Below are 12,167 nucleotides of genomic sequence, written 5' to 3' on the forward strand. Positions count from 1 at the left end.
GCCCTATCCGGGGAGACACCGGCTGAGCAGCGCAGGCAGGCACTCGGTGATCTGGCATCGGGCGCGCTCCAGGTCATCTTCTCGGTTGACCTCTTCAACGAAGGTCTCGACATCCCAGACGTGGACACGCTCCTCCTCCTGCGCCCGACGTCCAGCGCCACAGTGTTCTTGCAGCAGTTGGGCCGCGGACTCCGCCGGTCTGAAGGCAAGGCGGTGCTTACCGTGCTGGACTTCATCGGGCAACATCGCAAGGAGTTCCGTTTCGAGAACCAGTTCCGGGCGCTCACTAACCTGACCCGTAAGCGACTGCTGAACCACATCGAGCACGATTTCCCGCAACTACCATCCGGCTGCCAGATCATTCTAGAGGAGAAGGCGAAAAGAGCAATCATCGCCAACATCAAGGATCAAATTGGCGTCAATGTCACGGCGCTGTCACGCGAAGTCGCGGACTACGCCGAACCAACGCTCAGCCGCTATTTGGAAGAGAGCGACCGTGAGCTGAAGGAAATCTATCGAGGGAACGGCAACTCCTGGACCGGCTTGCTTCGCCGAGCCGGGCTTCTGAACGGTGAGGCGCCTGAAGGTGAGGCAGCACTCCTCAAACGCATCCCTGCATTTCTCCATGTGGACGATCCACTCCGCGTAGCCTCCTATACGCGGATGTTGGAGGACGACGCCCCTCCCTACAGCAAGCTCGATGAGCAGGGACAGGCCTACGCCCGCATGCTCTTCTTCCAACTTTGGCCACTCGGCGGCGTGACCCGTAAAGGCTTCGCCAGCTACGACGCTGGCTTCGCGGCACTTCGCAAGCAGCGGGCCGTTCGGAGTGAGCTCCGCCAAGTGTTGGCGTACAACCTCGCTCACACAGAGCACGTCCCCATCCCGCTGCTCGGGTTCGCCGGCGAAACGGGGATTCCACTGACGGTCCACGCCTCATACAGCCGCGAGGAGATCCTGCCTGCGCTGGGCCAGTCCGCCATCGGCGGCTTCATGCCTGGGGATTTTCGCGAAGGCGTGAAGTGGTGCGAGTCCATCAAGACTGACGCCCTTCTCATCACCTTGGAAAAGGACGAGAAGGACTTCTCCCCGCAGACCCGCTACCACGACTACGCCCTCAGTGAGACCCGCTTTCACTGGGAGTCCCAGAACCAGACCTCGGAGACTTCTCCCACGGGCTTGCGGTACCAGCGCCACGCCGCTGACGGCAGCCACGTACTGCTCTTCGTGCGTCGCTACAAGAACACGGACATCGGTGGCGCCCAGCCATGGATGTTGCTCGGCCCTGCCGATTATGTGGAGCACACGGGGAGCAAGCCGATGGCGATCACATGGCAGTTGAAGCACCCGCTGCCTGCCGACGTCTGGACGTACTCAGCGATCGCAGCCGGGTGACTTGTCACGTCCCTTGACGCAGGGCGGCATACTCGGCCTCGAATCGCATCTGCGCCCGGTCGAGCATGTCGTCCGCGTCTCGGCCATAGGCTCGGAACCAATGAAGGAAGTCACTGATCGCCGCGATCAACGTCTCCTCCGCCACGGTCGAGGTCAGCCTGCCCGCCTCCCTCGGCGGAGGCTGCGCGGCAGCAGCGTAGAGGCTGAGCAGCGCTTCGGCCCGCATCACGCCGGGCGCCTTCGCGTGACCGTGGGGCCCGGTGATCCCTGTGGCCAGCTCGCACCACGTGACCTTGTGATCCGGGTGCAGCAGCACACCCCAGCGATCGGTGACGGCATCCACCAACGCCATCCCTCTGCCCCCCTCGGAGTCCGCGCACGCGTCGCGAAGGATGGGCAACGCACGCGTGTCGGGGTCATGCACCTCGATGCGCAGGTGCGTGCCCTTCATGGAGACAGCCAGCGTCGCGGGGGTGCCGGGTCCGACGTGCGTGATGACGTTGGCCACCAGCTCGCTGACGCACAGTTGGGCAGCGTCGGCGAGGTCCTGCAGTCCCCAGAGTCCCAGGTGCAGCCGCATGGTCCGGCGCAGTGAGGCCACTTCCGCGGGTTCGGCTGTGAAGGCGATGTCCCATGGTTTGCGCGGCATGCAGGCTTCTTGACTCACGTGGACCCCTCTCGTCGCGGTCGACTCCGCACCGGCTGCGCAACGTCACGCATGCTCACGGTGAGTTGCGTACGGTGACCAGAGTGAGGGTCACACGTCCCGTCGTGCAATGTGCAGGAAGGGATTCCCACTTCTGAGTGATTGGCAGGCACACCCCTTGGCGCAAGACTGAACCCCCGCTATTCGAAAGAGGGTTGTGATGGCCGGATCACCCACGGCACGCCGTCGGCGTCTCTCGATCGAGCTGAAGAAGCTCCGCGAGAAGAGCGCCCTCACCTGCGCCCAGGTCGGCGAGGCCCTGGACTGGAGCGGCTCGAAGGTCAGCCGGATGGAGACGGGCAGCGGACGCGTCCAGCCCTCGGACATCGATGCCCTGTGTCGCTTCTACGGCACCGGCGACGAACTGCGCGAGTTCCTCAAGTCGCTGGCCAGGCAGGCGAAGGTGCGGGGTTGGTGGCAGGTCCACGGTGCCGGTGTTCCCGAGTGGTTCAACATCTACATCGGCCTCGAACAGGACGCTTCCACCTTCCGCCAGTACCAGTGCGAGGTCGTTCCCGGTCTCATGCAGACAGAGGTGTACGCGTCCGAGCTCCACAAGACCGGCGCACACATGTCCACCGAGGACATCGCGAAGGCGGTGCGGGTGCGCATGGAGCGCCAAGCCATGCTGCGCCAGCCGGACGCCCCGGACGCCTGGTTCATCGTGAACGAGGGGGCGCTCCGTCACGTGATCGGTGACCGCGCCTTGATGCGGGAGCAGTTGGAACGGGTCCTGGAGACGGCCGGTCTGCCGACTGTGACCCTGCAGGTCCTTCCCTTCGACTCAGGGACCTACCCGACCACCGGTTCGTTCACCATGCTTGGATTCCCGGCCCCGGAGGATCCGGACGTCGTGTACCGGGACGGCATTACGGATGCCGTGTACCTGGAAGGCGAGCATCATGTACGGGAGTACACCAGGGCGTTCGACGGTCTGCGGGCCGCAGCCTTGAGTCCGCAACGCTCGGTCCAGTTGATCGAGTCGATCTTGAAGGATTGCGCACAGTGATATTGCCCGAGTCTGACGGCAGCGGCCGTCCGGTGTGGTTCGCATCCTCCTACAGCAACGGTGCCGGAGGCGAGTGCGTCGAATGTGCGCTCACCGGCGACGGTGCTCTTGTACGTGACTCGAAGATGACAGAGCCGCTGACTATCGCGGTGAGCGGCGATACCTGGCGCGCCTTCGTCCAGACCGTGAAGCACGCCAGCACGAGGCCCTGACCGCTCGTGGTGACGCGCCTCGGTCTCCGACGCTCAGGGACTCATGGAACAGCCGATGAGGCTTAGCGCAGTCCGCTCTCGAACCGGTACTGCTCGACCAGTTCCTCCCACTCTTCCGCATCGCCCTCGCTCACGGTGACGAGCTGCGTCTCTCCCACAAGGCTGCGCACCCGGTCTGCCACCTGTCTGGCCTCCCCTCTGGACGTATACACACCCAGAACCAGGACGGTGGAGTCGTCGTCGACGCCCTCGCCGACGAGACTGAAACTCCAGGGGACGTCGCACGGGGGCGCGTGGTCGGGATCGGGGCACAGAAGGTGCCTTCCTGCTGGGACGACAGGGACCTTCGACACGCCCTGTCGTCCCAGATCAGAAGGCACTTTGGTTGTCCTGCTCAAGCCCCCGACGGCTCTTGGGTGAAACGGCTCGGGCTCGGATGCGCTTACCCGGGCGGTTCGGTCCCCGCCGCGTCCGGTGGGGTCGGCACGACACCCGGGAGTGGTGTCATCACCCACTGGGCCTTCTCCCAGGTGATGGTCTCGGTGACGTGGACAGGTCGATTCTTGGCACCTGCGGTGCCGGTTATGTTCACTCTCCATACGTTCGCGAAGTCAGATGCCCGCATCCATCGAACGTCCCAGTCCTGTCCGCCGTACTCCTCGATCCGGGCGCGGGCGTCCTTGGAGCCCTGAGGATGGGCGTCGAGCAGCCCGGACAGCCCCTCCTCGTCCGATGCGTTGAGGAACCGTACGTAGTCGCGCAGGAAACGGTCCTGGTTCGCCAGGTCTGGTTTCGCGGATGCGGAGCCGTCCCCGCCGCCACACGCGGTGAGAAGCACCGCGCAGAGCACGGCCATGAGCAGTCCGACGCGACGCCGCCATGAGCGGTGTCCGCTCCGCCCGTCAGGTGCGGAAGGCGTAATACGTCGCGCGCGGGTACTGCGCCACAAGGCTTTTCACCGACTTCCGGTAAGTGTTGGTCGAATGGTAGGTGAGGTAGGGCACTCCATTGCTCTTGTACGTGGTGATCATGGAGTGGTCCTTCGACCGGTTGCCGCTGAAGTCCATCTGGAGGATGTCCCCGATCCCCAGCTTGTACACGTTGTCCAGGTTGTGGGCCCGGTCGCTGTGCAGCGCGAAGGACGCCCAGGAGTTGACGTTGATCCAGGATGTCGTCTGGTTCGAGGAGTTGTACCACCAGTTCTTGTAACTCTTGTACCAGCCGGTGTTGTTCTTCCAGCCGCCCGCGCGCAGCGCCTGGCTGATGAAGTTGGTGCAGTCGCCCCCGACGTCGTTGAACTTGCGGTAGTTGGGGTTGTAGTTCTTCCAGTGCTTCTCCGCGTACTTGGCCATGGCGGAGTAGTTGTAGCCGGCGGTGGCACTGACCTTGGCCTGGGCCTGGACGGTGGGCTGCATGGCACCCGCCTGGGTCTCCTGGGGTGCGGGTCCGTCGGTTTCGGGCTCGCCGCCCTCGTCGATCGGTTCCTCCGCCGCGCCGGCGGACGTGGGGCCGCTGTCCTCGGCGGTGTCCACCACCGAGTTGACCGCGGCCGGCCCTTCCTCGTCGAGTGGCGTGAATCCGGTCAGCTCCCACGTACCGTCCGGCGCTGCTACGAAGGTCAGCTCGTGCCTCGCCTGGAAGCCGGTGGTCGGTGGCTCGTCGCCCTCGATCTTCTTGTAGGTGAGCATCGTCGTCTCGGTGACCTGGGCAGTGGCCCGGTCGCCGGTCACCCGCACCTCATCCACGTCGACCTCGGTCTCAGCCGCCGTGTAGGCCTCGTCCAGTGCGGCCAGTCGCGCCCTGCGGTCGCGCAGGACATGCGTCGCGGTGTCCTCCGCGCGGGCGAGCCTGCTGGTGACGTGTACGTCGCCCTTCAGCGGCAGGGCCGCGCCGGCACGGCGGGTCGCCTGGGATCCGTCCAGGAGCGCGGCGGTCCGTCTGGTCAGAACGGCGTCCGCGAGGGTGGCGAAGTCATCGGTGGTCTCGGCATCCACGGTGCGGTCCGCCTCGGCCGTGGTCTGGGCGGCTGCGCTGTCCGCGGCATGAGCGGTCGCCGCGGGTTGCAGTGCGGCCAGCAACGTCACCCCCAGGGCCAGCACCGTGACACGTCTGTAGCTCCCGTTTCTCATAAACATCCCCCAACTCAGGCCTTTAACAGGCCGGTTGAGAGGATGCTGTCACCTCCGACCACGCACGGCGAGACCTTTTCGCACACACGTTCCTGGATGTCCGGGTTCCGTGACGTCGAGCTGCCGGTCGGCGTGCTGGGCAATCAGCCAGGCCGCGCGGGCGGCCTCCTCGCCGACCAGTTCCGCCGTCGGCCAGCCGTACTCGTCCATGATCTCGCCGAGCCGGGTCACCGTGCCGTGCGGTCGGCCGACGCCACGCCGGCCGTTCGGCGGGGTCATCGCTGTTCGCGTGGGCCGAGGACCGGTGATCGGCCGCGGCCATTGCCGTGAGTTCCTCCGCCAGTGCGGCAATGCCGTGCGTCACTCTCAACTCCCGAGTCACTCAGGTGGGTTGGCAGCTCCCCGGCCCGAAACCCTATTGATGCGTACCGGGCGTAAAGATCATTCTGGAGAACGGTGACAGGCATCCCCGCGGGCCGCGATCACGGATCTACCCCAGAGCAAGAGCATCCTGGCGTCAGTCCTCCACCGGATCGAGTTCTCCCCGTTCGACGCAGAACTCGTTGCCCTCGGGATCGGCCATGACGACCCATCCTCTGCCGTTCGGGAGGGTGCGGTCCGTCAGGATGCGGGCGCCGAGGGCCACGGCGCGTTCGACCTCCTCGGAGCGGGTGCGGCCTGTGGGCTGGAGGTCGAAGTGGATGCGGTTCTTGGTCGCCTTGTCTTCCTCGACGCTGACGAAGAGCAGGCCAGGGGCGCCGTTCGGGAACTCGATCAGTACCTCGGGGTCGCCGGGCTTGTCCTCGTCGGAGATCGGGTGGCCCAGGAACTCGGCCCAGAAGCGGGCCAGTTCGTAGGGCTCCCCCGTGCAGTCGAAGGTGATGTGGCGGATGGTGGGGTTCAACGGTCGTCTCCCTGACATGTGTCGGTACGTCGGTGCGCACCGCAGGATGCGCGGGGAGACGGGGTGCTGTCGAACTATTTGATTTTCCCGGGCAGGTTTCCGTCGCCGCCCAGGTTGGCGACGACTCTGCGCAGGACGTTGATCGTGGTGATGAAGTCGGCCTGGGTGATGCCCTCGTGGGTCTGGTGGTGGACGCGGAGGTTGCGTTCCCGGGCACGGAGACGGCCGGCCTCTCCCTCCTCCGTGAGGGACATGGCACCCGACGTGTCCTCCGTGAGCCAGCCTCGGTTGAAGAGGTTGTCGTAGACCGCGTCGAAGTCGGTGTTCTGGTCGTCGTAGGGGGTCAGGCGGTCGGTGAGGGGGGCGCGGGTCCACCTGCCGGGGGCGTCGGAGGCGTGGTTCAGGGTCCACCAGTGGGGCTGGGTGAGGTTCTCCACCGCCAATTGGGCGCAGGGCTCCTACGGCCCTGCGGTAGGCCTGGCCCGTCCATGCGCCGATCGGCTGGGCGGCGAGTTCTTCCTCGGGGTAGTCCTTCAGGTCCTCAGCGCGTGTGGTCATGGGTCCTCGTACTCCCGTCTGTGCCGTGGTCGGCCGGACGCGATCAACGTAGGACCTCAATCAAGCGTGAGGTCAAGGAGGAAGGCGCTGACGGCCTCGTGAAGGCGGTCCGGCTGGTCCAGGTGGACGTCGTGGGCCGCGTCGGGGATGCGGGCCAGCCGGGTGTGCGGGCGGTGGGTGAGCATCTCCGCCGGTTCGCCGGGGCGCATCGTGCCGTGTTCGCCCTGGACGAGAAGGGTGGGGCAGGTGATGCGGGACCACTCGGACCAGTAGGCCGTGGTCGCCAGTTCGGCGATCGTGTCGATGATCGTGGTGCGGTCCCATGCCGGATACCAGCCGTCTTCGCGCTTCTCCAGGGTCCTCGTCCAGGCTTCGTGACCCAGGAAGGCCTCGGCCTCGTCGAGGGACGTGAAGGGGGCCGGCCAACTGTCCAGCCAGGTGGCGATCTGTGCGGGGAGGCCGGGAGCCGGGCCTGCCGGGCCCGCTTCGACCAGGATCAGGGACCTCACCAGGTGGGGGTGGGACGCGGCCAGCAGCATGGCCGTGTGACCGCCGAGGGACTGGCCGAGCAGGGTCACTGGGGCCAGGCCCAGTTCCTCGATCAAGGTGACGGCGTCCTGGACGTGGGCCTCGCGGGTCGTGGTGGGCGGGGTGCGGGTGCTGGCGCCGTGGCCTCGGGCGTCGTACGTCACCACGCGGTGACCGTCGGCCGACAGCTGTGCGGCGAGGGTGTCCCACTCGCCCTGGTGGCCCGCCAGGCCGTGCAGGAGGAGGAACGTGGCCCGGGACCCGGTGGTCGGGCGGTGGTCTGTGAGGGCGATGCGCGTGCCGTCGGGGGTGGTGAAAGTCGCGGTCGTCGGGCGGGTCACGTGGGCTCCTGGCATCGGCGGCTTGTCCACCTGCGCGACGGCCACCACCGGCCCGTCACCGTGGTGGCCGTCGTACGCGCTTCACGAGCCTACGATGCCGGGCTCAGGTCCGCTCGGCCGAACAGGAGGGCGTATCCGGGCGGGAGTTGGGCCAGGATGCGGGTCACCAGGTCGTCGCCGATCAGGGGCGGCAGGACGCCGAGGACGGAGCTGACGTCCCAGCGGGCCGTGGCGGGGGTGGCCCCCGGGGTGCGGGCCGCGACCGAGTCGACGAACCGCGCGGCCGTCAGCCGGTGCGTGGCCGGTATCTCCGAGGCGATCAGCCGGGCGGCCTCTTCGGGCAGGGCGCGGGCGAGGTCGACACGTTCGTCGCCGATGACGTGGGCGCCGAGGGCGGACAGGACGGTACGGGTGACCTGTTCGGCCTTCGGCCAGGTGTCGTACTGGCCCGACTCGCGGACGGCCTCGACCAGTCGGGGCCAGTCGTGGTCGTCACCGTGGTGCCGCGTGGTCACACTGGGCACTGTCGCCGTGCTCATGTGCGGGGTTTTCCTCCGGGTGCGTGGGTGCGGTCCTGCGTCGTCGCGCCGCCGGGGAGTTCCGTACCGGCGGCGCGACGTGTACGGGCGGTCGTCGCGGTGCGATGCGTCAGCCGCTGACGCGTGGACTCAGCGGCTGATCCGTTGACTCAGCCGCTGATGCGGTGAGGTCAGCCGCTGATGCGGTGAGGTCAGCCGCTGAGCTGCTTGCGCGTGTCGCCGCCCGTGATGTGGATGCGGCGGGGCTTGGCCTGCTCGGCCACCGGGATGCGCAGGGTCAGGACGCCGGCCTCGTACGAGGCGTCGATGCGCTCCGTGTCGAGCGTGTCGCCGAGGAACAGCTGGCGCGTGAAGGTGCCGGTGGGACGCTCGGCGACCAGCGGTTCCGCGCCCTCGGGGGCGGGGGACCTGCGCTCGGCTCGTACGTTGAGGACGTTGCGCTCGACGTCCAGCTCGATCGTCTCCGGGTCGATGCCGGGGAGGTCGAAGTGGACGAAGAAGTCGTCCCCGGAGCGGTAGGCGTCCATCGCCATGGCGGACGGGCGGCCGGCGGGGCCGAAGACCTGCTGGGTGAGTCGGTCGAGGTCACGGAAGGGGTCCGTGCGCATGAGCATCACTGGTCACTCCTCTCATCAGGCGCAGTCGGTGCGATGCCCTACGTACTGCGTCTTCTTATATAGCTCGGAGGAGGAAACTTGACAAGCCCGGGCTCAGGTTCGGCGAGGCGGGGATGCTGCCCCCTGGCGCGCGTGCCTCACGGCGCAGGAGTCGGCTTCAAGATCGCGAGCGGGGCCCGAAGGCCGGGCGCGACGCGGAACGCGGCACTCGGCACGCAGGACCCGGTAGGCGGCGAGGGTCTCCAGCGCGGTGGCCGCCTCAAGCGGGGCCGTGGGCGGGTACGGCGTGTCAGACGAAGTCCCGGCGGCGGCCCACCGGGACCGCGAGCAGGTACAGCGGCGGCAGGAGTGCGGCCGTGCACACCGTCCACAGGGCCGCGTGCGTCCCCGCGTACGTGGCGAGCAGACCGGCGGTGAGGGCGCCGAGCGGCTGGGCGCCCCAGGAGACGAAGCGGACGGTGGCCATGACGCGGGAGAGGAGCTCGGGCGGGGACTCGGTCTGGCGGTGGGTGCGGGTGGTGATCGACCCGATGACGACACCGAAGGCGAAGCCGGCGTTGCCCAGGGCGAACCAGTACGCGTCGGCCGCTGACGTGGTCAGCGGGGCCAGCAGGGCGGCGGCGCCGCCGGCCAGCGCGGCCCCGACGAGCCCCCGGGCGGTACCGAACCGCCGGGTCACTCGGACCGCCACGGCGGATCCGGCGAGCGCGCCGACTCCGTCCATGGCGAGTACCAGGCCGAGTTGTACGGGCGTCAGTCCGGCCTCACGGACCAGGTAGAGGGGCGTGAGGGCGACCAGGGCGGCGCAGACGAAGTTGGTGGCGGTGGCCCAGAGCATGCAGGGCAGCATCACGGGGTGCCGCGTCACGTACGTCCAGCCCTCGCGGATCAGCCGGAGGGCGCCGTCGCCGGTGCGGGCGACGGGACGGCGCTCGGGGAGGGTACGCAGCAGCACGGCGGAGAGCAGGTAGCTGGCCGCGTCCACGAGGAGCGCGCCGACCGGGCCCGCGGCGTGTACGAGGAGGCCGCCCCCGGAGGGCCCTCCGGTCTCGGTGACGGCGTGCGTGCCGGACATGAGGCTGTTGCGGGCGGCGAGTTGCCGGTCCGGGACGATGGCGGGCAGAAACGTCGAGTTGCCGATGTCGAACAGTACGGTCGCGGCGCCGGTGACCAGAGCGGCGAGCAGCAGGTGCGGGTAGCTGAGCCGGTCGAGCCACCAGGCGAGCGGGAGGGATCCGACGGCGGCGAACCGTACGAGGTCGAGGGTGACCTGGAGGCGGCGGAGCGGGACGCGCTGGGCGATCACTCCGGCGGGGAGGCTGAGCAGCAGCCAGGAGACCTGTCCGGCGGCGGCGAGCAGAGCGGCCTGGAGCGCGGTGGCGTCGAGGACCGTGAGGGCGACCAGAGGTAAGGCGAGGGCGGTGACGGCGGTGCCCGCGCTGCTGACGGTGGCAGCGGCCCAGTAGCGCCAGAAGACGGCCGGAGGCGAGATCGCGTGATGGGTACTGCGGCGATCGCGCTCCCGGACCGTCGGTGTCTCGCTCATGCGACCCCACCCTTCAGTGAGTCTCTTATGGGAACTTACTCGGTTCGCGAGTTAGTTCCTATCGGGAACTGACCGCATGGCGCAAGATGGTTTTGAACCTGGACCCTGCATCCGGAAGAGACAGGAGCCCCATGATCAGGTCGGTGCCCGAGCGGGACGCCGCCTGTGCGATCGCGCAGGCGGCGGCGGTGGTCGGCGACTGGTGGAGCCTGCTCCTGGTGCGGGAGACCGCACGCGGGCACCACCGGTTCGACGCGCTCCAGGAGGAGCTGGGGATCTCCCGCAAGGTGCTGACCGAGCGCCTCGCGCACCTGGTGGAGGCGGAGGTCCTGGAGAAGGTTCCGTATCAGAGCGGCCCGGTGCGGTACGAGTACCGGCTGACGGAGAGCGGGCGGGGGCTGCTGCCCGTGCTGCTCTCGATGCAGGACTGGGCGGACCGCTGGCTGCTCGGCGACGGGTCACTGAGCGGCACGGCCGACGAGGAGAGTGCCGAGGCGCGGCGTGTTGCGGGTCTGGCGGGCGAGTGGCTGCCGCGCCTCGAACTGCCGGGGCACCGGGACGGTGAGCCGCTGGACCCGGTGGCCGGGACTGCGGCCACCGTCCTGTTCTGCTACCCGGCGACCGGTCGCCCGGGCCCGTTGCCGGACGGCTGGGCCGACATCCCGGGCGCCATCGGCTGCACGCTGGAGAACCGGCTGTTCAGGGACGCGTACGACGACTTCCGCGCGGCGGGCGCCGAGGTGCGCGGTGTGAGTACGCAACGCCCGGACGAACAGCGGGTGTTCGCGGTCGAGGAGGGCATCCCCTTCACCCTGCTCTCCGACGTCGACCTGCGCCTCGCCGCCGCTCTGCGGCTACCGGTGTTCCGCGCCGGGCAGACACTGCGGCTGAAGCGGGCGGTACTGGTGGTGGACCGCGAACGCGTGGTGCGCCAGGCGCGCTTCCCGGTGACGGACATCCCGGGGGCGGTGCGCGAGGCACTGGCGGTGGCACGGCGGGTGGCGGCGGGGAACTGAAGGGCGCGACGACGGCCCCGCCGTGTCCACCGCGTTCCACCGCGTTCCGCCGCGTTCCACCGAGCCCCAGCATCGACCTGATCTCTTTCCCCAGGCCACCGGAAACAGCACCCCGGCGCGATGACGAGCGCACAGCAAAGAACCCGGCCCTGAATCCCAGGGCCGGGTTCTCGGTGGAGCGCCGGGCAGGCCTTGCACCTGCATCTCCCCACAGGAAGTGGGGCGTCTTTCCTTGGACCACCAACGCACTGTCCGCCAGCCGGAGTTCCGGCGACCGGACGCAGATCAACTATAGCGCAGTTTTTGTGCGACGCCTTGCGACGCTGCCCGGCGGAGCCGCAGGGGTGCGGGGCCCTGCGGGGCGCGGAACGCTGCTGGCGCGTTCGGCGGGCTGTCGATGAGTGGTGCGAGAAGTCTCAGCGACACGCCGTGCACGCGGCGTGTCGCTGAGACTGTGCGGACACTTGGCTACCGCCGCGCGGCATTCGCCCACCGCATCCGCGGGCGGTGCGGGGCCCTGTGGGGTGCGGGCGGTGCGGGGTCGGGTCGCTCACCGGCAGCGGCGGGGTGCCTCTCCCCGTCACGGCAGGTGGGGGGGGGGGGGGGGGGGGGGGGGGGGGGGGGGGGGGGGGGGGGGAGGGGGGAGAGCTGCGAGTCAACAACCAAA

13 protein-coding genes and 1 pseudogene are annotated in these 12,167 nt (G+C 68.4%); 4 read left to right on the forward strand and 10 right to left on the reverse strand.

Going from position 1 to position 12,167, the window contains the following annotated elements:
• The coding region (locus ACZ5TL_RS09895; protein ID WP_468588873.1) for a DUF3427 domain-containing protein at positions 1-1,395 on the forward strand (1,395 nt) is incomplete at its 5' end.
• Between the two features lie 4 nt (positions 1,396-1,399).
• Here ACZ5TL_RS09895 and ACZ5TL_RS09900 read toward each other — a convergent pair.
• On the reverse strand, positions 1,400-2,044 hold the full coding sequence (locus ACZ5TL_RS09900) for an ATP-binding protein (RefSeq protein WP_468588874.1): 645 nt from the start codon (positions 2,042-2,044) through the stop codon (positions 1,400-1,402).
• 217 nt (positions 2,045-2,261) lie between these two features.
• Between ACZ5TL_RS09900 and ACZ5TL_RS09905 the strand changes: the two genes are divergently transcribed.
• Both ACZ5TL_RS09905 and ACZ5TL_RS09910 read left to right on the forward strand, forming a co-directional pair.
• Positions 2,262-3,110, forward strand: a complete 849-nt coding sequence (locus tag ACZ5TL_RS09905; protein WP_468588875.1) for a helix-turn-helix domain-containing protein — start codon at positions 2,262-2,264, stop codon at positions 3,108-3,110.
• Positions 3,111-3,142: 32 nt separating this feature from the next.
• Positions 3,143-3,322, forward strand: coding sequence for a DUF397 domain-containing protein (locus ACZ5TL_RS09910; RefSeq protein WP_468589006.1), 180 nt, complete (start codon positions 3,143-3,145; stop codon positions 3,320-3,322).
• Between the two features lie 442 nt (positions 3,323-3,764).
• Here ACZ5TL_RS09910 and ACZ5TL_RS09915 read toward each other — a convergent pair whose 3' ends face one another.
• From ACZ5TL_RS09915 to ACZ5TL_RS09955, 9 genes and pseudogenes are all read right to left on the reverse strand, one after another.
• Positions 3,765-4,178, reverse strand: a complete 414-nt coding sequence (locus tag ACZ5TL_RS09915) for a hypothetical protein (protein WP_468588876.1) — start codon at positions 4,176-4,178, stop codon at positions 3,765-3,767.
• Between the two features lie 46 nt (positions 4,179-4,224).
• Positions 4,225-5,451: an amidase domain-containing protein gene (locus ACZ5TL_RS09920; protein ID WP_468588877.1), complete on the reverse strand. Its 1,227-nt coding sequence runs from the start codon at positions 5,449-5,451 to the stop codon at positions 4,225-4,227.
• A gap of 111 nt (positions 5,452-5,562) precedes the next feature.
• Positions 5,563-5,773: pseudogene (locus ACZ5TL_RS09925) on the reverse strand (DUF6624 domain-containing protein); the annotation flags it as partial.
• A gap of 195 nt (positions 5,774-5,968) precedes the next feature.
• Positions 5,969-6,373, reverse strand: a complete 405-nt coding sequence (locus ACZ5TL_RS09930; protein ID WP_468588878.1) for a VOC family protein — start codon at positions 6,371-6,373, stop codon at positions 5,969-5,971.
• 56 nt (positions 6,374-6,429) lie between these two features.
• On the reverse strand, positions 6,430-6,798 hold the full coding sequence (locus tag ACZ5TL_RS09935) for a MarR family transcriptional regulator (protein WP_468588879.1): 369 nt from the start codon (positions 6,796-6,798) through the stop codon (positions 6,430-6,432).
• 171 nt (positions 6,799-6,969) lie between these two features.
• Complete coding sequence (locus ACZ5TL_RS09940) at positions 6,970-7,782, reverse strand: alpha/beta fold hydrolase (RefSeq protein ID WP_468588880.1); 813 nt, start codon at positions 7,780-7,782, stop codon at positions 6,970-6,972.
• Positions 7,783-7,871: 89 nt separating this feature from the next.
• Positions 7,872-8,321: a DUF2267 domain-containing protein gene (locus tag ACZ5TL_RS09945; RefSeq protein WP_468588881.1), complete on the reverse strand. Its 450-nt coding sequence runs from the start codon at positions 8,319-8,321 to the stop codon at positions 7,872-7,874.
• A 191-nt stretch (positions 8,322-8,512) separates the two neighbouring features.
• Positions 8,513-8,935: an Hsp20/alpha crystallin family protein gene (locus tag ACZ5TL_RS09950; protein ID WP_468588882.1), complete on the reverse strand. Its 423-nt coding sequence runs from the start codon at positions 8,933-8,935 to the stop codon at positions 8,513-8,515.
• A gap of 292 nt (positions 8,936-9,227) precedes the next feature.
• On the reverse strand, positions 9,228-10,484 hold the full coding sequence (locus ACZ5TL_RS09955) for an MFS transporter (RefSeq protein ID WP_468588883.1): 1,257 nt from the start codon (positions 10,482-10,484) through the stop codon (positions 9,228-9,230).
• A gap of 131 nt (positions 10,485-10,615) precedes the next feature.
• Between ACZ5TL_RS09955 and ACZ5TL_RS09960 the strand changes: the two genes are divergently transcribed.
• Positions 10,616-11,500, forward strand: a complete 885-nt coding sequence (locus tag ACZ5TL_RS09960; RefSeq protein WP_468588884.1) for a winged helix-turn-helix transcriptional regulator — start codon at positions 10,616-10,618, stop codon at positions 11,498-11,500.
• Positions 11,501-12,167 lie beyond the last annotated feature (667 nt).

The sequence above is a fragment of the Streptomyces sp. NPDC033136 genome, assembly GCF_055578235.1.

Excerpts from the sequence above, each read along its gene's own strand:
- ACZ5TL_RS09945 (WP_468588881.1), bottom strand. The coding sequence starts at position 8,321 with ATGAGCACGGCGACAGTGCCCAGTGTGACCACGCGGCACCACGGTGAC.
- ACZ5TL_RS09900 (WP_468588874.1), bottom strand. The coding sequence starts at position 2,044 with ATGCCGCGCAAACCATGGGACATCGCCTTCACAGCCGAACCCGCGGAA.
- ACZ5TL_RS09960 (WP_468588884.1), top strand. The coding sequence starts at position 10,616 with ATGATCAGGTCGGTGCCCGAGCGGGACGCCGCCTGTGCGATCGCGCAG.
- ACZ5TL_RS09915 (WP_468588876.1), bottom strand. The coding sequence starts at position 4,178 with ATGGCCGTGCTCTGCGCGGTGCTTCTCACCGCGTGTGGCGGCGGGGAC.
- ACZ5TL_RS09950 (WP_468588882.1), bottom strand. The coding sequence starts at position 8,935 with ATGCTCATGCGCACGGACCCCTTCCGTGACCTCGACCGACTCACCCAG.
- ACZ5TL_RS09920 (WP_468588877.1), bottom strand. The coding sequence starts at position 5,451 with ATGAGAAACGGGAGCTACAGACGTGTCACGGTGCTGGCCCTGGGGGTG.
- ACZ5TL_RS09905 (WP_468588875.1), top strand. The coding sequence starts at position 2,262 with ATGGCCGGATCACCCACGGCACGCCGTCGGCGTCTCTCGATCGAGCTG.
- ACZ5TL_RS09930 (WP_468588878.1), bottom strand. The coding sequence starts at position 6,373 with ATGTCAGGGAGACGACCGTTGAACCCCACCATCCGCCACATCACCTTC.
- ACZ5TL_RS09955 (WP_468588883.1), bottom strand. The coding sequence starts at position 10,484 with ATGAGCGAGACACCGACGGTCCGGGAGCGCGATCGCCGCAGTACCCAT.